Origin of the sequence: Bradyrhizobium sp. OK095, from assembly GCF_900109945.1 — a bacterium.
Taxonomy (GTDB): Bacteria; Pseudomonadota; Alphaproteobacteria; order Rhizobiales; family Xanthobacteraceae; genus Bradyrhizobium.
Window position 1 is genome coordinate 414,546 of record NZ_FOBX01000001.1, and the last position, 26,866, is coordinate 441,411.

26 protein-coding genes and 1 pseudogene are annotated in these 26,866 nt (G+C 64.7%); 18 read left to right on the top strand and 9 right to left on the bottom strand.

The genetic code is table 11. The features are described from left to right. Nucleotides 1-25 precede the first annotated feature (25 nt). From BMW89_RS01965 to BMW89_RS37705, 5 genes are all read left to right on the top strand, one after another. A complete protein-coding gene (locus BMW89_RS01965) occupies nt 26-1,489 on the top strand; it encodes a DUF1800 domain-containing protein (RefSeq protein ID WP_092022158.1) in 1,464 nt (487 codons plus the stop codon). A gap of 2 nt (nt 1,490-1,491) precedes the next feature. Next, nucleotides 1,492-2,742 carry a DUF1501 domain-containing protein gene (locus BMW89_RS01970; protein ID WP_092022160.1) on the top strand — a complete coding sequence of 417 codons (1,251 nt, stop codon included), beginning with the start codon at nt 1,492-1,494 and terminating at the stop codon, nt 2,740-2,742. Between the two features lie 30 nt (nt 2,743-2,772). Then, on the top strand, nt 2,773-2,940 hold the full coding sequence (locus BMW89_RS37700) for a hypothetical protein (RefSeq protein ID WP_177195778.1): 168 nt from the start codon (nt 2,773-2,775) through the stop codon (nt 2,938-2,940). Between the two features lie 152 nt (nt 2,941-3,092). Then, a complete protein-coding gene (locus BMW89_RS01975) occupies nt 3,093-3,608 on the top strand; it encodes a septal ring lytic transglycosylase RlpA family protein (protein ID WP_092022161.1) in 516 nt (171 codons plus the stop codon). A gap of 113 nt (nt 3,609-3,721) precedes the next feature. Beyond that, on the top strand, nt 3,722-3,877 hold the full coding sequence (locus tag BMW89_RS37705; RefSeq protein ID WP_177195779.1) for a hypothetical protein: 156 nt from the start codon (nt 3,722-3,724) through the stop codon (nt 3,875-3,877). A 271-nt stretch (nt 3,878-4,148) separates the two neighbouring features. Here the strand turns inward: BMW89_RS37705 and BMW89_RS37710 are convergent, their stop codons facing one another. From BMW89_RS37710 to BMW89_RS01990, 3 genes are all read right to left on the bottom strand, one after another. Next, complete coding sequence (locus tag BMW89_RS37710) at nt 4,149-4,454, bottom strand: hypothetical protein (protein WP_177195780.1); 306 nt, start codon at nt 4,452-4,454, stop codon at nt 4,149-4,151. A gap of 123 nt (nt 4,455-4,577) precedes the next feature. Then, on the bottom strand, nt 4,578-4,850 hold the full coding sequence (locus BMW89_RS01985) for a hypothetical protein (RefSeq protein ID WP_092022162.1): 273 nt from the start codon (nt 4,848-4,850) through the stop codon (nt 4,578-4,580). 140 nt (nt 4,851-4,990) lie between these two features. Beyond that, on the bottom strand, nt 4,991-5,935 hold the full coding sequence (locus BMW89_RS01990; RefSeq protein ID WP_244547484.1) for a LysR substrate-binding domain-containing protein: 945 nt from the start codon (nt 5,933-5,935) through the stop codon (nt 4,991-4,993). Between the two features lie 80 nt (nt 5,936-6,015). Here BMW89_RS01990 and BMW89_RS01995 point away from each other — a divergent pair, with 80 nt between their 5' ends. Then, entirely contained in the window at nt 6,016-7,416 is a 1,401-nt protein-coding gene (locus BMW89_RS01995; protein WP_092022163.1) for an MFS transporter, read from the top strand. Between the two features lie 111 nt (nt 7,417-7,527). Here BMW89_RS01995 and BMW89_RS02000 read toward each other — a convergent pair whose 3' ends face one another. Beyond that, complete coding sequence (locus BMW89_RS02000) at nt 7,528-10,218, bottom strand: flavin-containing monooxygenase (protein WP_092022164.1); 2,691 nt, start codon at nt 10,216-10,218, stop codon at nt 7,528-7,530. A gap of 226 nt (nt 10,219-10,444) precedes the next feature. Here BMW89_RS02000 and BMW89_RS02005 point away from each other — a divergent pair, with 226 nt between their 5' ends. Together BMW89_RS02005 and BMW89_RS02010 are read left to right on the top strand one after the other, a co-directional pair. After that, nucleotides 10,445-10,654 carry a hypothetical protein gene (locus BMW89_RS02005; RefSeq protein WP_092022165.1) on the top strand — a complete coding sequence of 70 codons (210 nt, stop codon included), beginning with the start codon at nt 10,445-10,447 and terminating at the stop codon, nt 10,652-10,654. A 67-nt stretch (nt 10,655-10,721) separates the two neighbouring features. After that, the gene (locus BMW89_RS02010; protein WP_177195781.1) at nt 10,722-12,194 is read left to right on the top strand and encodes a carboxylesterase/lipase family protein; all 1,473 of its coding nucleotides are present in this window, start codon (nt 10,722-10,724) and stop codon (nt 12,192-12,194) included. A gap of 21 nt (nt 12,195-12,215) precedes the next feature. On the opposite strand, the gene BMW89_RS02015 is transcribed toward BMW89_RS02010, so the two are convergent. After that, nucleotides 12,216-12,395, bottom strand: coding sequence for a hypothetical protein (locus BMW89_RS02015; protein ID WP_092022169.1), 180 nt, complete (start codon nt 12,393-12,395; stop codon nt 12,216-12,218). A 158-nt stretch (nt 12,396-12,553) separates the two neighbouring features. On the opposite strand from BMW89_RS02015, the gene BMW89_RS02020 reads away from it, so the two are divergent. After that, entirely contained in the window at nt 12,554-13,351 is a 798-nt protein-coding gene (locus BMW89_RS02020) for a DODA-type extradiol aromatic ring-opening family dioxygenase (protein WP_092022171.1), read from the top strand. 163 nt (nt 13,352-13,514) lie between these two features. On the opposite strand, the gene BMW89_RS02025 is transcribed toward BMW89_RS02020, so the two are convergent. The 3 genes from BMW89_RS02025 to glgC are packed head-to-tail and all read right to left on the bottom strand — an operon-like array spanning nt 13,515 to nt 16,505. Then, entirely contained in the window at nt 13,515-13,775 is a 261-nt protein-coding gene (locus BMW89_RS02025; RefSeq protein ID WP_092022173.1) for a SemiSWEET transporter, read from the bottom strand. Between the two features lie 37 nt (nt 13,776-13,812). Further along, a complete protein-coding gene (glgA, locus tag BMW89_RS02030; RefSeq protein ID WP_092022175.1) occupies nt 13,813-15,246 on the bottom strand; it encodes a glycogen synthase GlgA in 1,434 nt (477 codons plus the stop codon). Then, the gene (gene glgC / locus BMW89_RS02035; RefSeq protein WP_092022177.1) at nt 15,243-16,505 is read right to left on the bottom strand and encodes a glucose-1-phosphate adenylyltransferase; all 1,263 of its coding nucleotides are present in this window, start codon (nt 16,503-16,505) and stop codon (nt 15,243-15,245) included. Before glgC ends, glgA begins: the two co-directional genes overlap by 4 nt. 335 nt (nt 16,506-16,840) lie before the next feature. Between glgC and BMW89_RS02040 the strand changes: the two genes are divergently transcribed. Further along, complete coding sequence (locus BMW89_RS02040) at nt 16,841-17,290, top strand: hypothetical protein (protein ID WP_092023317.1); 450 nt, start codon at nt 16,841-16,843, stop codon at nt 17,288-17,290. Between the two features lie 123 nt (nt 17,291-17,413). On the opposite strand, the gene BMW89_RS02045 is transcribed toward BMW89_RS02040, so the two are convergent. Continuing rightward, a complete protein-coding gene (locus BMW89_RS02045; protein WP_092023319.1) occupies nt 17,414-18,394 on the bottom strand; it encodes an ABC transporter substrate-binding protein in 981 nt (326 codons plus the stop codon). Nucleotides 18,395-18,869: 475 nt separating this feature from the next. On the opposite strand from BMW89_RS02045, the gene BMW89_RS02050 reads away from it, so the two are divergent. From BMW89_RS02050 to BMW89_RS02085, 8 genes and pseudogenes are all read left to right on the top strand, one after another. After that, nucleotides 18,870-19,973 (top strand): ABC transporter substrate-binding protein, encoded by a 1,104-nt coding sequence (locus tag BMW89_RS02050; protein WP_092022179.1) that lies wholly within the window; start codon nt 18,870-18,872, stop codon nt 19,971-19,973. Beyond that, entirely contained in the window at nt 19,951-20,973 is a 1,023-nt protein-coding gene (locus tag BMW89_RS02055) for an ABC transporter permease (RefSeq protein WP_092022181.1), read from the top strand. The genes BMW89_RS02050 and BMW89_RS02055 overlap by 23 nt, the downstream gene beginning before the upstream one ends. After that, a complete protein-coding gene (locus tag BMW89_RS02060; protein WP_092022183.1) occupies nt 20,967-21,767 on the top strand; it encodes an ABC transporter ATP-binding protein in 801 nt (266 codons plus the stop codon). The genes BMW89_RS02055 and BMW89_RS02060 overlap by 7 nt, the downstream gene beginning before the upstream one ends. After that, nucleotides 21,761-22,934, top strand: a pseudogene (locus tag BMW89_RS02065) (acyl-CoA dehydrogenase family protein). The gene BMW89_RS02060 and the pseudogene BMW89_RS02065 overlap by 7 nt, the downstream one beginning before the upstream one ends. Before the next feature lie 24 nt (nt 22,935-22,958). Then, nucleotides 22,959-24,053: an LLM class flavin-dependent oxidoreductase gene (locus BMW89_RS02070; RefSeq protein ID WP_092022185.1), complete on the top strand. Its 1,095-nt coding sequence runs from the start codon at nt 22,959-22,961 to the stop codon at nt 24,051-24,053. Between the two features lie 328 nt (nt 24,054-24,381). Then, nucleotides 24,382-25,227, top strand: a complete 846-nt coding sequence (locus BMW89_RS02075) for a CmcJ/NvfI family oxidoreductase (protein WP_092022187.1) — start codon at nt 24,382-24,384, stop codon at nt 25,225-25,227. 103 nt (nt 25,228-25,330) lie between these two features. Next, the gene (locus BMW89_RS02080; RefSeq protein WP_092022189.1) at nt 25,331-25,642 is read left to right on the top strand and encodes a septal ring lytic transglycosylase RlpA family protein; all 312 of its coding nucleotides are present in this window, start codon (nt 25,331-25,333) and stop codon (nt 25,640-25,642) included. A 43-nt stretch (nt 25,643-25,685) separates the two neighbouring features. Continuing rightward, a complete protein-coding gene (locus BMW89_RS02085; protein ID WP_092022192.1) occupies nt 25,686-26,855 on the top strand; it encodes a Gfo/Idh/MocA family protein in 1,170 nt (389 codons plus the stop codon). Nucleotides 26,856-26,866: the final 11 nt, after the last annotated feature.

The window sequence follows — 26,866 nt, forward strand, 5'->3', positions numbered from 1 at the left end:
GGCTCGAGAGATTTGGGCGTTCGCCATGAGCAATTCTGCAAAGGCCGAAGCGGTGCTGGCGCTTCATCGCTTCGGCATGGGGCCACGGCCGGGATCGCTTGCCGCTGTCGGCACCGACCCGCGCGGTGCACTGATCGCCGAGCTCGACCGGCCGCTCACGCTGACCGCCGCCGCAATCCTTCCCGCGAGTGCAAAAGCGTATCGTACTGTTGCCGACGACAATGCGCGGCGGGCGGCGCGGGCCAAGCAGGCGCAGCAGCAGGCCAAGAAGCAGCAGACGGCCGCGGCGCCGGTAATGTCGGAAGACCAGACGCAAACCCAGGGCCAAGCTCAAGGTCAGGACAAGGACGCTGCCGAGATGGCGGCCAAGCAGGCGGCCGAAGCCGTTCCCGATCCCGGGCGTCCGATCTATTTGCAGGAAGCCAAGCTGCGCACGGAAGCAGCCCTTGCGGCCGACATCGGCTTTGCCGAGCGGCTGGTGTGGTTCTGGTCCAACCATTTCTGCATCTCGGCCTACAAGATCCAGAGCATGTCGGGTGCTTACGAGCGCGAGGCCGTTCGCGCCAATGCGCTCGGTCACTTCGTCGATCTTCTGTTGGCGGTCGAAGGCCACCCGGCGATGCTGTTCTATCTCGACAATCTCGGCTCGATGGGTGCGAACTCGATCGCCGGCATCAACCGCAGCCGCGGCCTCAACGAAAACATTGCGCGCGAGATCATGGAATTGCACACGCTGGGTGTGAGGACCGGCTACACCCAGGACGACGTGATCAGCTTCGCCAATGTGTTGACGGGATGGACGCTTGTTCCGCCCGGAGACAATCCCGAGCACGGCGGCGAATTCATCTTCAATCCGCGGCTGCACGAGCCCGGCGGGCAGACCGTGCTCGGCAAGCGCTACGAACAGGAGGATGCCGAGCAGGGCCGCGCGGTGCTGCGCGATCTCGCCGCGCATCCGGCCACCGCGACCCATGTCGCGACCAAGCTCGCACGGCATTTCGTGGCCGACGAGCCGCCTCCGGCACTGGTCGAGCAGATGGCGAAGATTTTTCGCGACACCGAGGGCGATCTCAAGCAGGTCGCGATCGCCATGGTGTCGTCGGACGAGGCGTGGCGCGGGCCGCCGTCTAAACTCAAGCGTCCGAGTGAATGGGGCGTTGGCATGGTGCGCGCGACCGGCATCACGGCCGTCGATCCCGTCCGCTTCACCGGCGGCCAGGAGCTGCTCGGCGAAGGGCTGTGGCGGCCGTCGGCGCCCAAGGGCTATCCGGATGACGAGGCAAGCTGGATCGACGGCGTCGGCCGGCGGCTCGACATCGCCAACAATTTTGCCGAGCGCGTGGCAGCCACTGCTGATCCGCAAGCGATCATCGAGGACGTCTTTGCATCCGAGATCGCACCCGAGGTGAAGCAGGCGGTCGGCCGTGCCGAGAGCCGGCAGCAGGCGCTGGCGCTGCTGTTCATGTCGGCGGATTTTCAGAGGAGGTGAGCATGGGCTTTGACAATCATTTGCCCACGCGGCGCGAGCTTCTGGTCGGCTCCGGCGCGCTGTTCGCATGGAGCCAGATGCCGCGGATCGCGCGCGCGGAAGGGCGCGATCCGCGCCTGCTCGTCGTCATCCTGCGCGGTGCGCTCGACGGCCTCGGCGCGATTGCACCCGTCGGCGATCCCGACTGGATCTCCTTGCGCGGTGATCGCGCGCTGGTGCTGGACGGCAAGCCGCCGGCGCTGCCGCTCGATTCCTTCTTCGCGCTCAATCCGGCGATGCCGAACCTGCATCGGCTCTACAAGACCGGCAAGGCCGCGATCGTCCATGCCACCGCGACGCCCTATCGCGAGCGCTCGCATTTTGATGGCCAGGACGTGCTGGAGAGCGGGCTCGTCAAGCCCGGCATGACCAGCTCGGGATGGCTCAACCGCGCGCTGTTGGCGATGGAATCAGGCGGCCGTGTAGACCCGCGCGGCAGCCGCGCGCTCGGCATCGGCTCGGTGACGCCTCTGGTGGTGCGCGGCTCGGCGCCCGTCATGACATGGGTGCCGCAAAGGCTCTTGCCGGCGAGCGAGGACACGCAGAACCGCCTGCTCGATCTTTACCAGCACACCGATCCGAAGCTCGCGACCGTGCTCCAGGCGCGCATGAAGCTCGCCTCGCTCGGCGGTGCGCCCGGCGCCGGTGATCCGATGTCCGACGATCCGACGCTGATGCCTCCGGGCATCGCGCGCGTGCGCGCCTATTTTGCCGAAGCCGCCGGCACCGCCGCGCGCTATCTCGCAAAGCCCGACGGTCCGCGCGTCGGCGCGATGGGTTTTGTCGGCTGGGATACGCACATCGCCGAAGGCGCGGCGTCAGGCCAGCTCTACAATCTGCTCGGTGCGCTCGACGGTGCATTTGCTGCGATCGAAAGCAACATGAGCGAAGTGTGGCACGAGACGGTGGTCGCGGTCGTCACCGAGTTCGGACGCACCGCGCGCATCAACGGCACGCAAGGCACCGATCACGGAACGGGCACGGTCGCGTTCCTCATCGGCGGCGGCCTCACCGGCGGCCGCGTGATCGCGGACTGGCCGGGCTTGAAGCCGGCGCAGCTGTTCGAGGATCGCGATCTCAAGCCGACCACGGATTTGCGCGCCGTGCTGAAGGGGCTGCTCAGGGATCATTTGCGCGTCGACGAGAAGATTCTGGCTGAGACGGTCTTCCCCGGCAGCGCCGATGTCAAACCGATGGGGGGCCTCGTCGGCTGACGGCGCGGCGCTCGCAACCGGATCGGGTTCATGATGTGCACACTGACACAACGAGAGCTCAACTTTCTCGCCAGCCTGAAAACCGGCTGGCGGCGACTCTATCGGCGTGAGCTGATGCGGCTCCTGAGGGGCGATGCCGAGCCTGGCGAGGACCAGCCGGGCACGCGCCCGATCGTCTGGCGCATCGTATCGGGCTGATCTCTTCGCGAGCTTGTCCCGATTCAGGACATCGAGTGTGATGGAATCGCCACAGCGGGCGCGAAACGGCCGCAGCCTCGGACCCGCTTTCCTTCAGCCAAGGTTCTGCCCTCATTGCCCACCGAAACTCAGGCGTGTTCAGAGGGCGCATCATGTCTCGCTTTGCAAGTGCCGAAACTGCCCGGATTTCGCTGGCAAGCTCGAGCCGGTTGCTGCTGGCCATCGTCGGCGCTGCATCGCTCGCCGCGTGTGCACAATCACCGGTCGGTCGTCAGAAGGCTGATCTCGGCACCAGCCGGCAGGCCACGGTCGAGCGCCCGCACAGGGTCGCGGCTCTGCATCCGCGGCCGACCAGCCGGGTGCGCATTCCTGACGGTGATGAAAAGCAGACCGCATCGCATGGCGTCGCCAGCTTCTACTCGGATACGGAGACTGCGAGCGGCGAGAGGTTCGACAAGAACGAATTGACCGCGGCCCATCCCTCGCTGCCGTTCGGTACGAAGCTCCGCGTCACCGATGTCTCCTCCGGCCGCTTCGTCACCGTCAGGGTCAACGATCGCGGCCCCTATGTTCACGGGCGCGTCGTCGACATCTCGCCTTCTGCCGCCGAGGCGCTCGGCATGGTCGACAAGGGCGTCGCCAATGTGAGGCTCGATGTCGTGCGATAGGGCTGCGATTCATCGACCTGAGCCGACGCGCTTAACCGGCTGTTAGCTGCTCTGCCGCACCATGGGCGTCCAAACAATTCGGGGCCCAAATCGGGGTTCATGGGGGGCGGCGTTTGAACACGATCCAGTATCTCGAAGATCAGGCCGCACGCGCCGAGCGGCTCGCCAGACGGATCACGGATACGCTGACGATCGAAAAGCTCCTGACCTTCGCCGGCGAACGCCGCCGCGAGATCGAGGTCATCACCGGCAGGCGTCGCCACGCCTAACTCTCCTAAACCATGCAACGAACGCATTCGGCCTCGCTTTGAGGCGCGGAACTTCTTCTCGTCTCCTGCGTCATGTCAGTCATGAACATGGAGGAGGAAGTCATGGGCTTTGGTCGAGGTGCTTTGCTTTGGTTGATTGGCGTGCCGCTGCCGATTGTTCTGCTGCTGGCACTGTTCTGGCACCACTGAGTTCGCAAAACGAAAAGCGCCGCGGAAGCGGCGCTTTTTTGTCGGCTGCGATTTGAAGAGTATCAATGAGATCGATACACGTTCAGCTGTGGCTCTCGACGAAGTCGCTGAGATAGTCCGGCAGCGTCACGCCATCGATATCGCAGCGCGAGCGAATCTCGCTGGCGATCTCGGTCGAGATGTCCTTCATCCAGTGCTCGAGCGTGTTGAACGAGATCACCTTGATCGGATCGTTGAAGCAACCGGCGACGAGCTCGCCGATTGTGGCTTCGAGATCGCTGCGCTCGATGCGGATCTCAGTCGCCTTGTCGCGGCGGTCGATCACTACGAATAAAGTCTGGTCTGCCCCATAAGGCACGACCCGGGATGGCACGCCAGCTTCAAGCATCTCAGACACCCTTCGCTTCAGACACCCTTGGCTTCCGATCTCCGTTAACGGGAAAAGCCGGAAGAAGGTTCCGTCTGGATGAGAAGCTTGTCGTGCGCGTGCAGCTCCGACGTCTGCACGCAATCAGAGAAATTCCCTCAGCCGCGATAGCTCGGTGACGTGCTCGGGCGAAAGAATATCCGTGACCAGCGACGGCTGCGCCGCCGTGTGGATCTCATAGAGATGCCTGGTCGTCGCCGGCTTCTCCATGAAAGCCGAGATGCACTCGTCGAGCGTGCCCTCGCTCACCTGATAGGAGTCTCTGTCCGGCTGGCGCTGGTTCGCAAGCGACGGCCATTTATGCAGCGCGGCGAGCGCGCCGAAATCGACCTTTGAATCCGCAACCACGTCGCCCATCGCCTCGCCTCACGCAACAAAACCCCAGCCCGCAAAGGTTTGCGTGCCGGGGCCAACACCAATCGCTGCATCCCAATGCCACGCGCATCCAACGCGCCGGCCGGGAATTTGTTCCCCGCCAATCCGCCACGGCGTCAGGCTCAACCGCCGGGAATTTTCGGAATCCGCAATACCCAGTCGACGAACGCCTTCACGCGGCGATCTTGGGCCATTGCCGCGGGCCAGCGCACGATCTGGGTCTTGCTCGATGGCAAATCCCACGACTGCGGGAGCACGCGCACCAGCCTCCCGTCCCTGAGCGCATCCTGAACCAGTAGCGAGCGTGCGAGCACGATTCCGTTGCCCGCGAGGGCGGCGGCGATGGCGGTCGCTATTGTTGCAAAACGGATATCCGCAGGTGGAGGGCGGCCTAGCCCCAATCGCTCGAACCAGGTCGTCCATGACCACTCGACCCCACTGTCTTCGCCCGCTCGGCCCTTGTGCAAGAGCGGCAGGGACCTCAGCCGCGTGACGTCGGCCAGTGGTCGCCGACCTGGCAGCAGGCGGGGGTGGCAGACGGGGTACACGTGCTCACGGAATAACAAGCGCTGGGTCGACGTTGCTCTCAAGCCCGCCGCCGGTTGCCACAGCACCGTGACGTCGAGATCTGCCGACCTTGCGTGTGCGTCACCTTGGAGAATGGCAAGCTCGACCGTTATGCCGGGATGGGCTTCCACAAAATAGGGCAAACGGCGCACGAGCCAGTAGTCGGCAAGCGCTGCGCCGACGCCCACTTTCAAGGCCGGAGGCGGCGCGGCAGCGCGGCACAGCGCACGAAAATCGGCCATCCGCTCGAGTAAGCCGGCCAACTCGTTCGACAGAGCTATACCGGCGGGTGTGGCGCTCAAGCCGTTGGGTTGTCGCACGAGCAGAGGCATGCCGACGAAGTCTTCGAGCTTGCGAAGGCGATGACTGACCGCGCTCTGTGTCAGCCCGAGTTCTGCGGAGGCGCGCGTGACGCTCGCATGTCGCAGGGCGGCCTCGAACGCGATCAGGCCATCGAAAGGAGGAAATGAACGCATCTCATCACCATGAATGAATTTCATGGCGATGTGAACAGCTCGCATTGGCGTACAGCCCGCGCCGGCGTGCATATCGGGAGAGACGCTTTCACGATTGGAAAACGATGGCCAGGACCGAACTCCACACGCAGCCGCTGAGCTGTTGGCGCGACCTGCTGCCGGCGGCGGTGCTCGGCATGGCGGCCTTCTTGACGCAATTCGACGTGACTGCGGTCGTCGTCGCCATGCCGGCCATGGCGGCCGAGCTCGGTTTCGGCGTCGCCGCCTATGCCTGGGTCATGGATGCCTACAGTCTGGCTTTTACCGGAGGACTGCTGGCCGCCGGTGCGCTTGCCGACCGGTATGGGCGACGACGCGCCCTGCTCGGCGGCAACATCGTGTTCCTGGCCGGCTCGGTCGCTTGCGGCTTTGCGACGGGAGGTCCGGAGCTGTGGGCAGCTCGTGCAGTTCAAGGCCTTGGTGCAGCGTTCGTCATGACCGGAGGCATCGCGCTGCTCGCGAGCACCTATACCCGGCCCGACGAGCGCGCCCGCGCATTCGCACTGATGGGTGTGATCTCGGGTACAGCCATGGCTCTCGGGCCGACGCTCGGAGGGCTGGTCTCGACCTGGATCGGGTGGCGCTGGATTTTCCTGGCCAATACCCCACTTTGCCTGCTCGCTATTCTGGCCGTCCCGCGGCTGGTCGCAGAATCGCGCGGTCCTGCCGGCCGTCCGCTGGATTGGAGCGGGGTCATTCTTCTCACGTTTGCTCTTGGTCTTGCGATCGAGAGCCTGTTGATGGGGCGTGCTGCACCGGTCCGGGTTGCGGTCGGTCTCGGGGCAAGTGTGTGTCTGCTCGCCATCTTCGCGATGCAGCAGCGGCGCCGGCCTGCGCCGATGTTCGACCCGGCTGTATTCGGTCGGCCGGTCATGATCGGAATTTCGTCGTTGCTGATTGCCGTCTCCATCGGATACTGGGCCGTCCTCGTCTACCTGCCGCCGTTTCTGGGCGCAGCGTTTGGCTGGACGGGCTCATCGGTCGGCTTCGCATTGCTCTGCGCGACCTTGCCGATGCTTCTGCTGCCGCCCTATGGTGCCCGTTTGGCAAAACACTGGGGCTGGCGTCGGCTGTTCGCGACCGCGATGCTGGTGCTGCTGGCGGGCAATCTCACTTTGATGCTGGTCGCGAGTGGCTGGCTCCCGAACACGGGCGTTATTCTCGCCGCGGCGGCGACCGCGATGCTGTTGATAGGGCTTGGCGCGGTGCTTGCGCACCCGCAACTGTCGGGTGCTGTCGTCGCCTTGGTGCCTCCGGACCAGACCGGCATGGCTTCGGCAGTGACCGTGGTCATGCGCCAAGGCGGCTTCGCACTGGGCATCGCGATGCTCGGTGCATCGCTGCCGTATGAGGCCACGGCTGCCGGCTACGCATGGCCCTGGCTTCTTGCGGCTGTTGCATCCGCAAGTGGCCTCATCGCAGCCTCGACGTTGTTGCCGGACCACCAGCCCCAGCTGCTCAGCTGACAACGCAGGCCGGCTCAGCGCCGTCGCGGCTGGTCCAATGAGCGTGGATACCGGGACCACACCAATCACCGTATCGGCCGGGAGAGTGGCTCCCGGCCGGTCCGCCGCCGCTCAGCTCGCGGCTGCCGCGATCCTGTGCCCCGGACTGACATGACCTTGGCTGTGCTCGTCGTCGCGACTGAGCTCCGGCGGAAGCCCGGCGAAGCGTCGCAGGGCTTGCGCCATCTGCACTCGACCCGGCGCGCTGGTGATGATCACGTCCACCATCGCAAAGGACGAGTGGAAATGGCCGCGCGCCTTGAGCTGCTCGACCGGGACGCCGGCGGCTGCCATCGCCTCTGCATAGGCGATGCCCTCGTCGCGCAGCGGATCGAACTCGCAGGTGACGACGAAGGCCGGCGGCAGGCCCGCGACCTTGCCCCGCAGCGGCGAGACACGCGGATCGGTGCGGTCGGCCGGCGAGCAGTAGAGGTCCTGGAACCAGTACATCAGCGAACGCGTGAGGAAGTAGCCGGTCGCATTCTCGGTGTAGGACGGGTGGTCGATGCTGCAGTCGGTGACCGGGCACACCAGCAACTGACCGGCGATGTCAGGCCCGCCGCGATCGCGCGCGAGCTGGCAGGTGACGGCGGCGATGTTGCCTCCGGCGCTCCAGCCGGCAACCTGCACCGGACCGGGCTTGCCGCCGAGCTCGGTTGCATGCTCGGCGATCCAGCGCGTCGCCGCATAGCCGTCTTCCGCGGCGGTCGGGAAGCGGTGCTCCGGCGCGTGGCGATAGCCGACGCTGACGAACATCATGCCGGTCCGCCGCACCATGTCGCGGCAGAACGGTTCGTCGGACTGCTCGTCACCGAGCACCCAGCCGCCGCCGTGGAAATAGACCACGACCGGATGTGGCCCCGGCGTCGCGGGCTTGTAGACGCGGTACGGCAGCGGACCGTCGGTGCCCGGTAGCGTGCCGTCGACGATGTCGCCGATCGGCCGTCCGGCGGGACGGCCCTTGTTGAACTCGTTGACGAAGGCGCACGCGCCTTGCGCGCCCATCGACTCGATCGGCGGCAGGTTCAGCGACGCGAGAAAATTCAGCACCAGCCGCACGTCCGGCTGCAGCTGCACGACCTCACCGTCATTGCATTGCGCGGCGATGTTGGGGCCTGTCAGCTTGAAGCCGAGCATGCCGCGGCTGGTGACCTCGTCGCAGATGCTGCGATAGGGGCCGACGCCGCCGGTATAGGGCATCAGGCCCTGCACCTTGCCGGGCACGTTCGCGCCTGTGTACCAGGTGTTGGCGAGCCGGTGCAGCGTGACCATCGAGCAGTCCGTCATGTGCCGGCTCCAGCCGGCCTGTGCCGTCTCGGTCGGCTCGATCGTGGTGAAGCCGGCATCGCGCAGCGCGGCAAGGCGATCCACCACCCAGTCGACATGCTGCTCGATCGACACCGCCATGTTCGACAGCACCGACGGACTGCCGGGCCCGGTGATCATGAAGAAGTTCGGAAAGCCCTCGACCGTGAGCCCGAGATAGGTCTGCGGCCCCTGCGCCCAGACATCGGTGAGCGACTTGCCGTCACGTCCCGTGATCGGATGCACGGCGCGGATCGCGCCGGTCATGGCATCAAAACCGGTCGCGAACACGATCACGTCGACATCGACGCTACGTTTGCCGGTGGTGATGCCGCTTGCGGTGATCGCCTTGATCGGTTCCTGCCGCAGATTGACTAGCGTGACGTTCGGCCGGTTGTAGGTGGCGTAGTAATTGGTATCGAGACAGGGGCGTTTGGCGCCGAAGGGATGGTCGTGCGGCATCAGCGCCGCCGCCGTTTCCGGATCCTTCACGGCGGCCGAGATCTTCTCGCGGATCAGCTCGCCGATCAGCGCGTTGCCGTCGAAGTCGACGCCCTGGTCGGCCCAGAGCTGGGTCAGGATATGAACGAGGTCGCCGGCGGCCCAGGCGCGTTCAAAACGCTCGCGACGCTCAGTGTCGCTCAACTGCCAGCTCACCACCGTCTGCTGCGGATAGGGTACGCCGGTCATCGACTGGCGCGCTTGATCGCGATAGGCGGCGCGGTCGCTTTCGAAGAAGGTCCTGCGATCCTCCGGCGCCGGACCGTTACCGGCGGGCAGCGCGAAATTCGGCGTGCGCTGGAACACGGTCAGATGCGCGGCCTGTTCGGCGATCAGCGGGATCGATTGGATTGCCGACGAGCCCGTGCCGATCACCGCAACGCGTTTTCCCGCGAGGTTGACGCCGTCATGCGGCCAGCGGCCGGTGAAATAGACCTTGCCCTCAAAATCCTTGACGCCGTCGATCTCCGGCGGTTTTGGCGCCGAGAGGCAGCCGGTGGCCATGATGTAATGGCGGCAGGAGACCGGCGCGCCATTGTCGGTGGAGAGCTGCCAGCGCTCGGCTTTCTCGTCCCATCTGGCTTCGGTGACTTTGGTCTTGAAGCGGATGTCGCGGCGCAACTCATAGCGGTCGGCGACGAAGCCGAGATAGCGCAGGATCTCCGGCTGGGTCGCGTATTTCTCCGACCAGGTCCAGATCTTGTCGAGTTCCGGATCGAAGGTGTAGCTGTAGTCGATGGTCTGGATATCGCAGCGCGCACCGGGATAGCGGTTCCAGTACCAGGTGCCGCCGACATCGCCGGCCTCTTCGAGGCCGACTGCCGTGAGGCCCGCCTTGCGCAGGCGATGCAGAAGATAAAGGCCGGCAAATCCGGCGCCGACCACGGCGACGTCAATCTGTTGGGCTGTTCCACTCGCCGCCTTGGACTCACGTGCGGCAACCATCGCTTCCGGCATGGTATTCCTCCCGTGTATTTTGTTTTGCCGGCAGGCTATCGCCGAAGGTCCGGCTTGTCATCAGAACAAGTGCAATCTTCGGTAGTTTGCGGCGTCATCGTGGCGGCGCGAAGGTTGCGTCGATGCACGCATCGCGACGCACAATGGCCGTGATTGCCCGGGCTAATCATGCCCGATCCGCCTGTGTATGCTTGCGGCTACAAGCCACGCGTACTGACCGGGCGTCATGACAGAGTTGAATGAGCGAACCAAAGCCAACATGGACGTCGTCCTGGAGGAGACGTGCCGCCAATTGCCGCACGGCGGCGATCACGACAGCCGCAGGATCATCGCCGAGCGCCTGATCGAGGCGGCGCAGGCGGGACACTCGACGCTCGGTGAGCTCGGCATCATCGCAAGGCGCGCGCTGGCGGAGATCATCGCCAAGGGCGGTTAGGCTTGCCTCGCCGACGGTCTCGGACATAACCTCGCGGGGAACCTTTCCGCGCATCGGGATCTCCAAGATGCGGTCCCTGTTTCCACTCGTCGTTGCCTTCTCGTTGCTTTGCCTCGCGGGCCCGGCCGTGGCCCAGCCGGTCGGACAGTTTCCGTTCGCGCTGACCCGCGAAGGCCAGATGCTGGGCGATGTCGAAGGCGAGGTGGCTTTCTTCAAGGGGCTTGCTTATGCAGCCCCACCGGTCGGCGCGCTGCGCTGGCGGCCACCGCAGGCAACGGTCGAGAGTTCCGAGATGCGCACCGCCTACGATTACGGTGCGCCTTGCCTCCAGCCGTCGCGGCGAGATGCGAGCGAGGATTGCCTCACACTGAACGTGTTCCGCCCCTTCGGCGTTGACGGCCCGCTGCCGGTGATGGTGTTCATCCATGACGGCGGCTTCGTCAGCGGCACTGCGAACGATCCGCTGTTCGACGGCGCAAAACTCGCGCAGGCCGGCCTCATCGTCGTGACCGTGAATTATCGCCTCGGCGCACTCGGCTGGCTCACCCATCCCGCGCTGTCGGAAGGTGGCTCCGGAAATTACGGGCTGATGGACCAGATCGCAGCGCTGCATTGGGTCCACGACAACATCGCGGCGTTCGGCGGCGATCCTGACAATGTTACCCTGTTCGGCAGCGGCGCGGGGGCGACGTCGATCGCGCTGTTGATGCTGTGCGACGAGGCGCGCGGTCTGTTCCAGAAAGCCATTTTGCAATCGGTGCCCGGCCGCGTCCGCTTGCGCTCGCGGCAGGAGGCAGAGGCTGCGGGACTGCAATTCGTCGCAACGCTCTCGCAGGCTGACCCGCGCACGATCGCGCCCGCAGGGCTGCTTGCGGCCGAACAGAAGCTGCTCGCGAAATCACCGCACGGCTTCGCGCCAGCGATCGATGGGGTTCATGTCACGGAAGATATTGCCACAGGCTTTACGGCCGGACATGAAAGCCGGATTGCGCTGATCATCGGCTGCAACGATGACGAGACGGATTTCGACAGCGAGCCCGACATCGCGAGGGAGCTCGCATCGTCCGGCATCACCATCGATGAATTGCGCAAGCTCTATCCGGATGTCGCCAAGGCTTCTGTCGTCAAGGCTTCGGACCTGGCGGCAAGGTTTTATACCGACAAGGTCTTCGCCGAGCCGGCGAGGCTGCTTGCGCGTCTGCATGCCGCGCGCGGCATGCCGGTCTTCCGCTATCGCTTCGCCTATGTGCCCGAGGCGCGGCGCGCAAATCCGGAAGGCGGTCACGGGCGGGAGTTGCAATTCATCTTCGGCGTGGAAGGCGTGCCTGGCGCGGGCATCTTTTCACGGCACGACCGCGAGGTCGCAAGCCGCATGCGCGCCTACTGGATCAATTTTGCCAAGAATGGTGATCCCAACGGCCCGGATCTGCCGCATTGGGATGCGACCGCAGGCGGCGATCGTCTGCTGCTGATGACGAACGAGCGCATCGCGAGCGGCGACGATCCGTTGGCGGAGCGTTTCGACCGGCTCGCGCGCTAGCGCGACGATAAGGAGTTGGAGTTAGGCCGCGAGCTCGACGCGCGGGGCCGGCGTCAGCCGGTGTTCCTCGAGGTGGTCCATCGCACCGTCCTTCTCGACGGCATAGAACTGCTGGCCTTCCCTGGAGCGGTAGGCGGCGCGAACGACGCCGCGGCGGCCCTTGTCACTGTTGACGACGTCCCCCAGCGCAAACTTCTTCATCTTACGTCCTTAGGTCTTCTGGCCGACTCCTTCGGCCACGCCGGGGATTGTGGGCGGCAAATCGTTAACGACTTGCTAACCATACCGGGTTGCCTATGCTCGTCGCCGAAAGCGCGACTGTTACATGCGCCTGTTGCCAACGAGACGAGCCTTCGCCCATGACGCGATTTCCGACTCTGTTCCTGTCGCATGGCGGCGGCCCCTGGCCGTTCATGGAGGACAGGCGGGTGCAATATGCCAAGACCGCTGCGGAGTTCGGCCGGCTGCCGCAGCTTCTCCCCGAGAAGCCGAAGGCGGTGCTCGTCATATCAGGACATTGGGAGGCCGACGCCTTCACCGTCTCGACCTCGGCGCATCCGCCGATGGTGTACGATTATTACGGTTTCCCCGAGCATACCTATCACCTCAAATATCCGGCGCCGGGCAAGCCTGAGCTTGCCGCGGAGGTGAGGGCGCTGCTCGAGCACGCGGGCCTCGATTGCCGGGAGGATCCAAACCAGGGTTTTGATCACGGCACCTTCGTGCCGCTCGGCCTGATGTATCCGAACGCCGACATGCCGATCGTGCTGCTGTCGCTGAAGTCGAGCTACGATGCGGCCGAGCACATCAAGGTCGGGCAGGCGATCGCCTCGCTGCGGGACGAAGGCATTCTGATCGTCGGCAGCGGGCTGACCTATCACAACATGCGCGGGTTCGGGCGTGCGGAGTCCAAGCCCGTCTCGTATGATTTCGAGGCCTATCTGAACGAGGCGATCGGCAATCCGGATCCGGCGCGCCGCAACGCGATGCTGGTCGACTGGGAGAGCGCGCCGAGCGCACGCCTTGCGCATCCGCGCGAGGACCATCTGCTGCCGCTGATGGTCGCGGCCGGTGCTGCCGGCAGCGACGCGGGCAAACGCGTCTTCGTCGACGAGGTCGCGAACGTCGCGATGGCGTCGTATGTGTTTGGAGAGTGATTCTTCCTTCTCCCCTTGTGGGAGAAGGTGGCGCGAAGCGCCGGATGAGGGGTTGCCTCTGCACATTCAAATCGTGAGAGGTGGATTCGCGGAGAGAACCCCTCACCCGTCTCGCCGCTATGCGGCGAGCCACCCTCTCCCACAAGGGGAGAGGGTTCAAAGCTCACCCGTATTTCAGCTTCATCACCAGAATGCCGCCGGCGAGCAGCATGGTGATGGCGTTGGCGGCGACGAGGGGCGCGTCGCCCGAGAGCAGGCCGTAGACGAGCCAGAGCGCCAGGCCCAGCACCATGATGAGAAACATGCCGAGCGAAATGTCGCGTGCCGAGCGGGTCTTCCAGACCTTGATGACCTGCGGCGCGTAGGCGACGGTGGTGCAGGTGGCGGCGGCAAAGCCGATCAGCTTGATCGCGAGGGGGTCCATATCGGCTCTATAGCATGGATTCGACGATGGTCATGGCTCAGGCGCGGCGGGATGCCGTCAGATCGCGATAGAGCGCGGCGTACTCGCCCGCCCGATGACGCCAGGAGACGTCGGTCGCAAGACCCGTCCGCTGCAACTGCCGCCACGCCGCCTTGTCGTGGAAGGCGAAGCTCGCGCGCCGCAGTGCCGCCGAGAGGTTTTCGGATGAGACCGGTCCGAACGTAAACCCGGTCGCGGGCTCGCTGACGGTATCCGCGAGGCCTCCGACGCGCGACACGATGGGCACGGCGCCATAGCGCAGTGCGCAGAGCTGGGTCAGGCCGCACGGCTCGAACCGCGACGGCACGAGAAGAGCGTCAGAGCCCGCCTGGATGAGGTGCGCGAGCGCTTCGTCATAGCCGATCACGGCCGCGATCCGCCCCGGATAGGCCCGGGCGGCGCTCTGGTAGCGATCCTGCAAATCGGCATCGCCGCTGCCGAGCAGCGCCAATTGCATGCCCTCGCCGAGGACGATCGGCATGGCCTCGAGCAGGAGATCGAGCCCTTTCTGCCACGACAGTCGGCTGATGACACCGAGCACCAGCGCATCCGGCCGCGGATCGAGGCCGAGCCGCTGTTGCAGCGCCGCCTTGTTGGCCGAACGAAACGACAGCTCTTCCGAACTGAAGCGATAGGCGATGTGCGGATCGGTCTGCGGATTCCACACGGAAATATCGATGCCGTTGAGGATGCCGCTGAGCACGTCCGCGCGTTCGCGCAACAGGCCGCCGAGCCCCATGCCGCCTTCGTCGCTCTGGATTTCGTGGGCATAGGTGGGCGAGACCGTGGTGATGCGATCGGCGAGTTGCAGGCCGGCCTTCAGGAAACTGATGCCGCCGAAATATTCGAGGCCGTGAACGTCGAACGAGGCCTCCCGGGGCAGACCGATCGAACCGATCAGCTCAGGAGCGAACTTGCCCTGATAGGCCATGTTGTGAATGGTCATCACGGTGCCTGGCCGTGGACGGTTGTCGTAGTGCAGGTAGGCCGGCGTGAGGCCTGCCTGCCAGTCATGAGCATGCACGATATCGGGCACGAATGCCGGAACGAGGCCATGGCCGATGTCGGCGGCGATGCGCGACAGCGCCGCAAAGCGGACGCCATTGTCCGGCCAGTCGACGCCATCAGGCGTGACATAGGGGTTGCCCGGCCGCGCATAGAGATGGGGCACGTCGAGCACGAACAGATCAAGCCCGTCGTGCGAGCCCGCGAGCAGGCGTCCGGGGCCACCGAAATAATCCGGCCAGCGCCGGATTTCTTCGGCTCCCGCGAGCAACCGCATCGTTTCGGGATAACCCGGCATCAAGGTGCGCATCTCGACACCATGCGCTTTCAGCGCAATCGGCAGCGCCCCGGCGACATCCGCGAGGCCGCCGGTCTTGATGATGGGATAGACTTCGGAAGCGACCGCGAGGACGCGAACAGGCGTCATGTATTGAGCCTGTCGATCATCGTCTGGGTGATCAGCGAGATACCCTGCTCGGTGGTGCGGAAGCGTTTGGCGTCGAGCTCGGGATCCTCGCCGACGACAAGCCCTTCCGGGATCTCGATGCCGCGGTCGATCACGACGTTCTTCAGCCGTGCGCCGCGGCCGACGTTCACATAAGGCATGATCACGGCGTTCTCGACGCTGGCATAGGAGTTGATGCGCACGCCGGTGAACAGCAGCGAGCGGCGCAGCGAGGCGCCGGAGATGATGCAGCCGCCCGAGACCAGCGAGCTCACCGCCGAACCGCGCCGGGTCTCCTCGTCATGGACGAATTTCGCGGGCGGCGTGATCTCCGAATAGGACCAGATCGGCCAGGCGCGGTCGAACAAATCGAGCTCCGGCACCACGTCGGTGAGGTCGATATTGGCGGCCCAATAGGCGTCGACCGTGCCGACGTCGCGCCAGTAGGCGCGGGGGTCATCGCCCGTGCGGACGCAGGAGGTCGAGAACTGGTGCGCGATCGCGCGGCCGTTCTTGACGATGTAGGGAATGATGTCCTTGCCGAAATCGTGGTTGGAGTTCGGGTCCTCGGCGTCGCGCTTCAGCTCGTCGAACAGGAATTTCGCGTCAAACACATAGATGCCCATGCTGGCGAGCGAGACATCCGGCTTGCCCGGCATCGGCGGCGGATCGGCGGGCTTTTCCAAAAATTCCTGGATCCAGCCGTTCTCGTCGATGTGCATGATGCCGAAGCCCGAGGATTCGGCGCGCGGCATTTCGAGACAGCCGACGGTGACGTCGGCGCCGCTGTCGACGTGCTGCCGCAGCATCACCTCGTAATCCATTTTATAGATATGGTCGCCGGCGAGCACCACGATGAAGCGGGCGTTGTGCGACTCGATGATGTCGATGTTCTGGTAGATCGCATCCGCCGTGCCGACATACCACATGTTCTCCGACACGCGCTGGCTCGCGGGCAGGATGTCAAAACTCTCGTTGCGCTCGGGGCGGAAGAAGTTCCAGCCCATCTGAAGATGCCGGATCAGGCTGTGCGCCTTGTATTGGGTGGCGACCGCGATGCGGCGGATGCCGGAGTTCACCGCGTTCGACAGCGCGAAATCGATGATGCGGGACTTGCCGCCGAAATACACTGCGGGCTTGGCGCGCCGGTCGGTCAGCTCCAGGAGCCGGCTGCCGCGTCCGCCAGCCAGGACGAACGCCAGCGCCTGACGGGCAAGCGGCTCATTTCCGGCGGCACTCATGTCAATCCTCCCACTCTCTGGCGCAAGCCGGGGCCTTTGCGAGATGCCTCTCGGCCGCGCACCATTGGAACCGATAGTAACGGTACGAATAGTCAATCGGGAAGGTGGTTGTTGGTTGCGAACGCGCGGGAAGCTTAATGCTTTGCCGTGGTCCACGGCCTCCGGCGTCGTCGTATCGGTGTCATATCGGCGCGATCCCGCCTGACCACAATTGAGGCACGCACGGGCTCTGTTGTGCGCCGCACGCTAAATCGAGGCTTTGACTTGGCGCTGGGATGCCCGATCATGACGTTGCGATCCTTTTCCAAATGACACGTCAAACAGGGAGCAAGACGATGAGGATCTGGAAAACTGCAATTGCCTGTTCGCTGGCGGCGGCGGTGATGGCCGGCCAAATCGAGCAGGCTGCGGCCGCGCCGCTGCCGACCCATGTCGCGACCATGAAGGCCGCGGTCGGTGACGACGTCACGCAGGTGTATTGGCGCGGCCGGGGCTTTGGATGGGGCATCGGCGGCCTTGCGGCCGGCGCGATCATCGGCGGTGCCATCGCCAGCAGCGGGCCTTATGGCTACGGCTATGGCGGCGGCCCGTATTACGGCGGCTACGGTTATCCGGGGCCGGGCTACGGGTATGCGCCCGCCTATTATGGCGGCGGCTATGGACCGGGTTACGGTTATGGCTACGCGCGCCCCCGCTACTACGGCTATCGCGCCTATCGTCCGTATTACGGCCCTCGCTACGGCTACTACCGGCCGTACCGGGCCTATCATCGCGGATATTGGTGATCCTGCGCGGCTAAAGCGAGAGCCACACGATCAAGCTCATGCACGCAAAGTGCGCGAGCACGATCACGGCGAGATGCAGCGGGCCGGCCTTGGGGTGAAGCCTGCGCATCCCGCCGCCTCCGTTTAGTTTGATCCGGCCGCCGCAGCCGTGAAGCTGCGGTCGACGGCTTTGCTGACGTCGAGCGTCTTCGGCAGGATGCCGTAGCGCGTCGAGCGATCCGACGCCGCCTGGATCTCCTTCACCACAGTCTCGTCGATCACGATCGGGCTGGTGCGCTGCGCGGTGTAGGCGGACAGCAGCACGTCCTCGGGCAGCTTGGTTAGCTCGGCCGTGCTCCTGGCGTATTCACTGATGTGATCCAGCGACCACAGCCGTGCCTTGTTCAGCCGCTGCACAAGGTCCTGCACCGCGGCGCGCTTGGTGGCGATGGCGTTGTCGGAGGCGACGATGAAGGTGATGGTCGGCGTCAGGCCTTCGCCGTCGGCGATCACGCGGGCCCTGTCCTTCAGCGTCGCGAACGAGACATAGGGCTCCCATATCGCCCACGCGTCGATCGAGCCCGCGACCAAAGCGATCTTGGCATCGACCGGGCCGAGCGGCGCGAAGGTCGCGTCCTCGAGCTTGATCTGCGCCTTCTCCAGTGTCGCGTCGATCAGGAACTGGCCCCAGCCGCCGCGCGTGCCGGCGAGACGCTTTCCTTTGAGGTCGGCGGCCGAATTGATCGGTGAATCCTGGCGCACCAGGATCGCTTGCGTCTTCGCATCCGAACGCGTGCCGCCGATCGCCTTGATCGGCGCACCGGCCGCGTAGACCGAGAGGAAGGAGAGATCGCCGGTATAGCCGACGTCGAGCGCGCCGGCGTTGAGCGCTTCCAGGATTGGTGCTGCGGCAGGGAATTCCGACCATTCGATTTTGTAGGGCAAATCCTTTGCGTAGCCAGAGATTTCGAGCAGCGAGCGGTTGCCGCCCTTCTGGTCGCCGACGCGCAGCACGACCGTGTCGGCGGCGAAGGACGCTGCAGCGGTCGACAACGTAATCGCAGCGGCGAACAGCGATGCGGCGAGCCTGCGGGTGATGGAATGATCGTCGGAGTTGATGCTCATGTGATCCGTCTTGTTGCTTTGCTCACAATGCGTGAGCAAACGATGCTGCGAGACGGTCAAGTCTATGATCGCGCGATGCGCAGTCAATGAAATGGCCGTCCGTATTGCGCGCGCATCGGGCAAGGACGTTTCAGCGAAGCACTGCTTTCGAGAATGTGCGCCGTGCGTGTTGCGTAGATGCGCAAGAATGAAGCAAGGAAGGGAGCCGCACCGCGCTCTGCCGATCGAGGCACCAGCGAAAATCGTTTCATCGTTCCCGCTTGCGCGGATGGAGAGAATGACTTCGCTTCGCGCTACATTCGAAATTCCATTTCATTGACGATGCAGCGACTGCGCCGCATGATTTGGGCATCGCATCAAAACGGCGCGTGAAGCGTCGGCGAAAAATATTCTCTCAACGCAGCTCCGTACGGAACATGCGCAACGCGAAGCGCTGCGCGAATGGCGGAGCTGTGCCAATGCAGGAGTGGGGCTGATGGACAACGACAACAAGCGCAGCGGATTGGGTCTCGACCGGCGTCGTGTGCTCCAGGCGGGATTGGCTGCGACGTTCGCCGCGCCGCTTGGTGCTTTTGGTGCAGCACAGGCCTTTGCGCCGCAGGCGATCGTGCCCGGTGTCGACCTCTCGGAGTTTCCGCTGTGCCGGACGGCCTCGGACGCACCCGCGCTCACGGGCGCCCCGCGTAAGCTAAAGCTGTCGTGGAATGCCGGCGCGGTGTGCCTCGCGCCGGTGCCGGTTGCCATCGAGCACGGCTTCTTCCAGAAGCACAATCTCGACATCGAGCTCATCAACTATTCCGGCTCGACCGACCAACTGCTCGAAGCGATCGCAACCGGAAAAAGCGATGCCGGTCTCGGCATGGCGCTGCGCTGGCTAAAACCGCTGGAGCAGGGCTTTGATGTCAAGATCGCCGCCGGCACCCATGGCGGTTGCATGCGCGTGCTGACCCGCGCCGACTCCAGCGTGAGCAAGCTCGCCGACCTCAAGGGCAAGATCGTCGCGGTCGGCGATCTCGGCGGTCCCGACAAGAACTTCTTCTCGATCCAGTTGGCCAAACTCGGCATCGATCCCAACAAGGATATCGACTGGCGCGCCTATCCCGGCAATCTCCTCAACGTCGCGGTGGAGAAGGGCGAGGTGCAGGCCTTCCTGTCGTCGGACCCGCTGGGTTATCTCTGGCTCAAGGACAGCCAGTACAAGGAGGTCGCCTCGAATCTCGACGGTGAATATCGCGACAAGAGCTGCTGCATCCTTGGCCTGCGCGGCTCGCTCGTGCGCGAGGAGCCGCAGGTCGCGCGCGCCCTCACGCAGGCGCTGCTCGATGCCGCGATGTTCACCGCGCAGAATCCGTCTGTGACGGCAAAATCGTTCCAGCCTTACGCGCCGAAGACGGCATCGCTCGCCGATATCGAGGGCATGGTGCGCTACCATACCCACCACCATCATCCCGTCGGCGAAGTGCTGAAGCGTGAGCTGAAGGCCTATGCCGACGATCTCAAGAGCGTGCAGGTCTTCAAGCAGAGCACCGATACGGCCAAATTCGCGGAGCGCATCTATGTCGACGTATTCGCTGTCTGACGGCCTCGCCTCCGGCGCGCCGCGCCTCTCGCGCACTCCGGTTCTTGCGAGTTGGCTCCGGGAATCCGGCGTCGGCGTGCTCGCCAGCATTGCCTGGATGGCCTTTGGCCTGTCCTGCCTGTGGTGGGAGGACCTCGGCGACTGGTCGCGCACCCATTCGCTCGGCATTGCCGCCTTCATCGTCGCCGCAATCGCCTTGTTCGGCACGGTCGGCGCCGATTATCTGGGCTCCGCGGGCAAGGCCTTGCGCCAGCGCGCGCCGTGGCTCGTTGCGCTCGGTGCGTTCCTGACGTTGTGGGAAGTTGCCACCGCAAAATTCGCATGGCTGCCGCTGCCGTTCTTTCCGCCGCCGCAATCGATCATCGAGGTCTATACCGATGATCTGCCAAAGCTGCTCGACAGCGTGTTTGCCTCGGTCAAGCTTCAGCTCGGCGGCTATCTGATCGGCGCGACGGTTGGCTTCCTGACCGGCGTCTCGATCGGCTGGTCGCGTGCGGTCGGCTATTGGGTGCATCCGGTGCTGCGCTTCATCGGCCCGCTGCCGGCAACCGCCTGGCTGCCGATCGCCTTCTTCACGTTTCCATCGAGCTGGAGCGCCTCGACCTTCCTGATCGCGCTCGCGACCGGCTTCCCCGTCACCGTGCTGACCTGGTCGGGCGTCGCAAGCGTCAGCAACGCCTATTACGACGTCGCGCGCACGCTGGGGGCAAAACCGTCCTTCCTGGTGCTGAAGGTTGCCATCCCCGCAGCACTCCCACACGTGTTCGTCGGCCTGTTCATGGGGCTCGGCTCGTCGTTCGCCGTGTTGGTCGTCGCCGAGATGATCGGCGTTAAGGCCGGCCTCGGCTGGTACCTGCAATGGGCGCAGGGGTGGGCCGCTTACGCCAACATGTATGCGGCGCTGATCGTGATGTCGCTGCTCTGCTCCGGCGCGATCACGCTGCTGTTTTCGATCCGCGACCGCCTGCTGGTCTGGCAGAAGGGGACTGTGAAATGGTAGCCGCAACTGCACTGGCCGAAATCACGACACCGCCGGCCGCCGGCGCCGCGCTCGACATCGAGCAGGTCAGCCACGCCTTCGACATCGATGGTGTCGAGTTGCCGGTGCTCAGCGACGTCAGCCTCTCCGTCGAGCCCGGCGAGTTCGTCGCGCTGCTCGGCCCGTCCGGCTGCGGCAAGTCGACCTTGCTGCGGCTCGTTGCTGGCCTCGACAAGCCCGGGGCGGGAAGCTTGCGCGAGGACGAGGTTCGCATCAGACGCCCGCATCCCTCGCGCGTCGTCGTGTTCCAGGATCCGACGCTGTTTCCGTGGCGTACGGTCTGGGACAACGTCGCGCTCGGGCTCGAAGCGCAGGGCATTTTGAAGAGCCAGCGTCATCGCGTGGACGATGCGCTCGATCTCGTCGGGCTATCGGACTTCTGCACCGCCTATCCGCACCAGCTCTCCGGCGGCATGGCGCAGCGCGTCGCGCTGGCGCGGGCGCTGGTCAACGATCCCAAAATCCTCATCCTCGACGAGCCGCTGGGAAAACTGGACTCGCTGACCCGCATCACCATGCAGGCCGAGCTGGTCTCGCTCTGGCAGCGCAAGGGTTTCACCACGCTGCTGGTGACGCATGACGCCGAGGAAGCCCTGGTGCTCGCCAACCGCGTCATCGTGTTCAGCGATCGTCCCGCGCGCGTGAAGGCCGACATCCGCGTCGACCGGCCCTATCCGCGCCATCGCGGCGATCCTTATTTGGCCGATCTGCGCCGCCAGATCCTCGGCTTGTTGGGGTTGGACGCCACATGGTGACATCCGTAGCCAAAGGGCGCACGCCCCATAGCGAACCCGATTATATCGCCCGCGCGGAAGCGCTGGCCGAAGGCTTTGCTGTGCGTGCGGCTGAGCACGACCGCACCGCGAGCTTCCCTTTCGAGAATTTTCGCGAGCTCTCCGAAGCTGGCCTATTGTCTCTGACGGTGCCGGCGGCCTTCGGCGGCGCCGGTGCCGGTGCGAGATACGCCGCACGCGTCCTCGGCATCGTCGGCAAGGCCTGCGCATCGACGGCGCTGGTGCTGTCGATGCACTACATCAATCATTTCGTGATGGCACGTAGCCCGGCCTGGCCGGTGCGACTGTCACGCAAGCTCGCCCACGAGACCGTTGAAGGTCTTGCGCTGATCAACGCACTCCGCGTCGAGCCGGAGCTCGGCTCGCCCGCGCGCGGCGGCCTGCCGGCGACCATCGCGCGCCGTACCGAGACGGGGTGGCGCCTCTCCGGCCACAAGATCTATTCGACGGGGTCGCCGATCCTGAAATGGTATCTGGTCTGGGCGCGCACGGACGAGGCCGAGCCGCGCGTCGGACAGTTTTTGGCGCCGGCGGGCCTGCCGGGCACGCGCATCGTCGAGACCTGGGATCATCACGGCCTGCGCGCCAGCGGCAGCCATGACGTCATCTTCGACGACGTCGTGATCCCGCTCGATGCCGAAATCGATGTCCGCAAGCCCCAGGAGTGGCGTGCACCGGATCCGGTGCAGGCGACCGTCCACACTATTTTCGTCGCGGCGATCTATGACGGCATCGCGCGAGCGGCGCGGGACTGGCTGGTCAGCTTCCTGAAGACGCGGGCGCCGGCCAGTCTCGGCGCTCCGCTGGCGACCTTGCCGCGCGCCCAGGAAATCCTCGGCGGCATCGAGGCGCGGCTCGCCGTCAACGCACGTTTGATCGACAGTTTTGCCTCCGATTTCGACGACGGCTTGCAGCTGAGCGCGATCGAGTCCAACATCGTCAAGCTGACGGTGACCAATAACGCCGTGGCCGCAGTGGAGGACGCCTTGTCGCCGACCAGCAATCACGGTCTGTCGCGCAAAAATCCGCTGGAGCGGCATTACCGGGACGTGCTCTGCGGCCGCGTCCACACCCCCCCAGGACGACACCACGAAAATCACTGCCGGGCGCATTGCGCTCGGTATCTAGCCAATCATCACATGGAGTTCCCGGATGTCGGTCGAGTTCATCGGCTTTATCGCTAACAGCAATGCTTCCGAGACCATCGTGCGCCAGGGGCCGGTGCTCGATCCCGCCTATATCGAGACGGTCGCGAAGGCGCATGAGCTCGCCGGTTTCGACCGCGCGCTGCTGGCGTTCCATTCGACCACGCCGGATGCGCTCCAGATCGCCCAGCACGTGCTGACCATCACCAGGAAGCTCAAGGTGATGATCGCGCAGCGGCCGGGTTTCACGGCGCCGACGCTGCTGGCGCGCCAGCTCGCCACGCTCGACCAGCTTTATGAAGGCCGCGTCTCGCTGCACGTGATCACCGGCGGCAACGCGATCGAGCTGCGCCAGGACGGCAACACGCTCGACGACAAGGACGAGCGTTACGCCCGGACCAGCGAATTCCTCGATGTGGTGCGGCTGGAATGGACCAGCGAGAAGCCGTTCAACTACAGCGGCAAGTATTACAACGTCGAGAACGGTTTTTCGCAGGTGAAGCCGCAGCAAGCGGGCGGCATCTACACCTTCGTTGGTGGTGGCTCCGATGCCGCGATCGAGGTCTCGGGCAAGCATGCCGACACCTTTGCGCTGTGGGGCGAATCCTACGCACAGGTGCGCGACGTCACCGCGCGGGTGCGTGTGGCGGCGGCGAAGCATGGAAGGCCGGCGCCCCGTTTCAGCCTGTCGGTGCGGCCGATCCTCGCCGACACCGAGGAGAAGGCCTGGCAGAAGGCCGAGACGATTCTGGAGCGGGCCACTGCGCTGCAGGACCAGACCGGCTATCGCCGGCCCAATCACGCAACCGAGGGCGCCAAGCGGCTGCTGGCAGCGGCCGACCAAGGCGCGCGCATCGACAAGCGGCTGTGGACCGAGATCGCGAAGCTCACCGGCGCCAACAGCAACACCACCGCGCTGGTCGGAACGCCCGAGCAGGTCGCCGAGGTCTTCGCCGACTATTACGACCTCGGCGTCAGCCACTTCCTGATCCGCGGCTTCGATCCGCTGCCCGATGCCATCGACTACGGCCGCGAGCTGATCCCGCTGACGCGTGAGCTGATTGCCAAGCGTCAGTCCGTTCGCGGCGAGGCGGCGGAATGATGGTCTCGTGTCCCGGACGCGGCGCAGCGTGCAACGCTGCTCCGCAGAGCCGGGACCCATGCCGCACACAATGCTCTTGGTTAGATGGGCCCCGGCTCTGCAGCGCACCGCTGAAGAAGCGCTGCGCTGCGTCCGGGGCACGAGATCTCAGTAACTTATCAAGAGCCCGTGAGATGAGGACGAGTGTCCCGCATCGCTGCTATCCCCGAAACGTTCCTTCTGCATTCCTCGCTTTCCACAACACTCCCATTGCTATTTGCACGGCCTCCCTTGCGCCGCGCCGCATCCCCGCAAAAATCATTCAGACGACCACATCGGGAGACCGGCCATGGGCCTGCAAGAAACAAAAATCGAATCGCTTCCCTTCGTCACCGCCGAACTCAACTACCTCGCACCCGTTTCCGGCAAACCGCGCACCTACGCGTTCGATCCGCCGCCCGGCGAGCCCAAGAGCACGTCGTTGGCGGAGCCGCATCGGGTGCCGATCTTCGATGCGCGCCTGATCGCGCAAAACATCTCGCTCGATCGCGAGGGCTTTGCGCTGGTGCGCCATCCGAACCAGGTGAAGGATTTTTACGACGAGGCGGAGATCAAGGCGGTCTACTACCCGGCCGTCGAAGCCTTTCTTCGCGCGACGCTGAAGGCCGATCGCGTCGTCATCTTCGACCATACGGTGCGTCGGCGCGTTGAAGGCGCCGCTGACATTCGCGACGGCGGCCCGCGTCAGCCCGCGACGCGCGTCCATGTCGACCAGACCGACGTCTCCGGCGCCAACCGCGTGCGCGAGCATCTCGCCGACGAGGCTGATGAGCTTTTGAAGGGACGCGTGCAGGTAATCAATCTCTGGCGGCCGATCCGTGGGCCGCTGCGCGATTCACCGCTGGCGATGGCGGACGGCAGCACGGTCGCGCCTGACGATCTCGTTGCCTCCGACCTGATCTATCCCAATCGCCGCGGCGAGACCTATTCGGTGAAATACAATCCGAACCACCGCTGGTTCTATTTCCCCGAGATGACGCCGGACGAGGCGCTGCTGCTCAAATGCTATGATTCCGCAACCGACGGCCGCACCCGCTTCGGGCCGCACACGGCCTTCGTCGATCCGACCACGCCGGCGGATGCCGCGCCGCGCGAAAGCATCGAGATCCGTGCGTTGGTGTTTCACAAACAGTAACAAAGTGTGATGGCGTTGCCGGGCATCGCCCGGCAGTTCCTGGAACTCAGGGGAACAAAGCGACGTTTGCGGCGCGGGGCAGGGCCAAACCGGGAGCGGTGCCGTGCGAGCGCAGACAACACTACTGCTTTGTCTTACGACTTCATCTCTTGCCTTCATCTCCGCTGCAAACGCCGAGAGCGGGCTTGCCTCGTATTACGGATATGGAAACGCCGGCAAAGGCGAGTTGACCTGCGCTCACCGCACGCGGCCGTTCGGCAGCGTGCTCAGGGTGTCCTATAGCGGGCGCACCATCCAGTGCCGTGTCAATGATCGCGGCCCGTTCATTCGTGGGCGGATCGTCGATCTCTCGGTGCCGGCGGCACGTGCGCTCGGCATGATGAGCGCCGGCGTGGTGCGCGTCTCGGTGGAATAGGCCTGATAGCGCGCTATAGTGCCGCCCACAGCAAGGGGGCGCTATGGCCAAAATCAGGGTGGGACTCGTCGGCTGCGGCTTCGTGTCGGAGCTGCACATGTACGCGTTCCGGCGCGTCTATGGCGTGGACGTCGAGGTCGCGGCGGTGGCCGCGCGCGGTGACCATGTCGTCGAATTCGCCAACCATCACAAAATCCCGTGCGTCTATCGCAGCTTTGCCGAACTGATCGCGGACCGCGAGCTCGATGTCGTCGACATCTGCACGCCGCCCAATCTTCACGCCGAGATGATCATCGCCGCCATGCAGGCCGGCAAGCACGTGATCTGCGAAAAGCCGTTCGCCGGCTATTTCGGCCGCGAGGGCGACGCGCAGCCGATCGGCAAACATGTGCCGAAGGCGCTGATGTATGAGCGCGTGCTGGAGGAGATGGATGCGACCCGTGCCGCGATCGAGCGCACCGGCAAACTCTTCATGTATGCCGAGGACTGGATCTACGCCCCCGCGGTGACCAAGACCGCGGAGATCATCAAGGCGACGAAGGACAAAATCCTGTTCATGAAGGGCGAGGAGAGCCATTCCGGCTCGCACGCCGCCCATGCCGCGCAATGGGCGATGACCGGCGGCGGCTCGCTGATCCGCATGGGCTGCCATCCGCTCTCGGCGGTGCTTTATCTCAAACAGGTCGAGGCCAAGGCGCGCGGCGAGACCATCCGCGTCGCTAGCGTCACCGGCGATGTCGGCAACGTCACGGCTGGCCTGAAGCCGGAGGAGCGCACCTACATCAAGGCCAATCCGGTCGACGTCGAGGATTGGGGCACGCTCACCGCCACCTTCTCGGACGGCACCAAGGCGACCGTGTTCTCCGGCGACATGATCATGGGCGGCGTGCGCAATCTGGTCGAGACCTACACCAGCGGCGGCTCGCTGTTCGCCAACATCACGCCGAACAATCATCTGATGAGCTACCAGACCTCCGAGGAAAAGCTCGCCAGCGTCTACATCACCGAAAAGGTCGACCGCAAAACCGGCTGGCAATATGTCTGCCTCGAGGAGGAATGGACGCGGGGCTATTTGCAGGAGATCCAGGATTTCATGGAATGCGTCGCGACGGAACGGCAGCCGCTGTCGGACCTCGCGCTGGCGTATGAGACGATCAAGGTGAACTATGCCGGCTATTGGGCGGCGGAGGAGGGGCGGCGGGTCGTGTTGTAAGACGCCGAGCT

Coding starts and splice junctions, on each gene's coding strand:
- BMW89_RS02010 (WP_177195781.1), top strand. CDS start 10,722: ATGCGGTCCCTGTTTCCACTCGTCGTTGCCTTCTCGTTGCTTTGCCTC.
- BMW89_RS02040 (WP_092023317.1), top strand. CDS start 16,841: ATGAGGATCTGGAAAACTGCAATTGCCTGTTCGCTGGCGGCGGCGGTG.
- glgA (WP_092022175.1), bottom strand. CDS start 15,246: ATGACGCCTGTTCGCGTCCTCGCGGTCGCTTCCGAAGTCTATCCCATC.
- BMW89_RS01965 (WP_092022158.1), top strand. CDS start 26: ATGAGCAATTCTGCAAAGGCCGAAGCGGTGCTGGCGCTTCATCGCTTC.
- BMW89_RS02000 (WP_092022164.1), bottom strand. CDS start 10,218: ATGCCGGAAGCGATGGTTGCCGCACGTGAGTCCAAGGCGGCGAGTGGA.
- BMW89_RS02015 (WP_092022169.1), bottom strand. CDS start 12,395: ATGAAGAAGTTTGCGCTGGGGGACGTCGTCAACAGTGACAAGGGCCGC.
- BMW89_RS01995 (WP_092022163.1), top strand. CDS start 6,016: ATGGCCAGGACCGAACTCCACACGCAGCCGCTGAGCTGTTGGCGCGAC.
- BMW89_RS37700 (WP_177195778.1), top strand. CDS start 2,773: ATGATGTGCACACTGACACAACGAGAGCTCAACTTTCTCGCCAGCCTG.
- BMW89_RS02005 (WP_092022165.1), top strand. CDS start 10,445: ATGACAGAGTTGAATGAGCGAACCAAAGCCAACATGGACGTCGTCCTG.
- BMW89_RS02075 (WP_092022187.1), top strand. CDS start 24,382: ATGGGCCTGCAAGAAACAAAAATCGAATCGCTTCCCTTCGTCACCGCC.
- BMW89_RS37710 (WP_177195780.1), bottom strand. CDS start 4,454: ATGCTTGAAGCTGGCGTGCCATCCCGGGTCGTGCCTTATGGGGCAGAC.
- BMW89_RS02025 (WP_092022173.1), bottom strand. CDS start 13,775: ATGGACCCCCTCGCGATCAAGCTGATCGGCTTTGCCGCCGCCACCTGC.
- glgC (WP_092022177.1), bottom strand. CDS start 16,505: ATGAGTGCCGCCGGAAATGAGCCGCTTGCCCGTCAGGCGCTGGCGTTC.
- BMW89_RS01985 (WP_092022162.1), bottom strand. CDS start 4,850: ATGGGCGACGTGGTTGCGGATTCAAAGGTCGATTTCGGCGCGCTCGCC.
- BMW89_RS02060 (WP_092022183.1), top strand. CDS start 20,967: ATGGTAGCCGCAACTGCACTGGCCGAAATCACGACACCGCCGGCCGCC.
- BMW89_RS01970 (WP_092022160.1), top strand. CDS start 1,492: ATGGGCTTTGACAATCATTTGCCCACGCGGCGCGAGCTTCTGGTCGGC.
- BMW89_RS02050 (WP_092022179.1), top strand. CDS start 18,870: ATGGACAACGACAACAAGCGCAGCGGATTGGGTCTCGACCGGCGTCGT.
- BMW89_RS02070 (WP_092022185.1), top strand. CDS start 22,959: ATGTCGGTCGAGTTCATCGGCTTTATCGCTAACAGCAATGCTTCCGAG.
- BMW89_RS02045 (WP_092023319.1), bottom strand. CDS start 18,394: ATGAGCATCAACTCCGACGATCATTCCATCACCCGCAGGCTCGCCGCA.
- BMW89_RS02055 (WP_092022181.1), top strand. CDS start 19,951: ATGTCGACGTATTCGCTGTCTGACGGCCTCGCCTCCGGCGCGCCGCGC.
- BMW89_RS01990 (WP_244547484.1), bottom strand. CDS start 5,935: ATGAAATTCATTCATGGTGATGAGATGCGTTCATTTCCTCCTTTCGAT.
- BMW89_RS01975 (WP_092022161.1), top strand. CDS start 3,093: ATGTCTCGCTTTGCAAGTGCCGAAACTGCCCGGATTTCGCTGGCAAGC.
- BMW89_RS02085 (WP_092022192.1), top strand. CDS start 25,686: ATGGCCAAAATCAGGGTGGGACTCGTCGGCTGCGGCTTCGTGTCGGAG.
- BMW89_RS02020 (WP_092022171.1), top strand. CDS start 12,554: ATGACGCGATTTCCGACTCTGTTCCTGTCGCATGGCGGCGGCCCCTGG.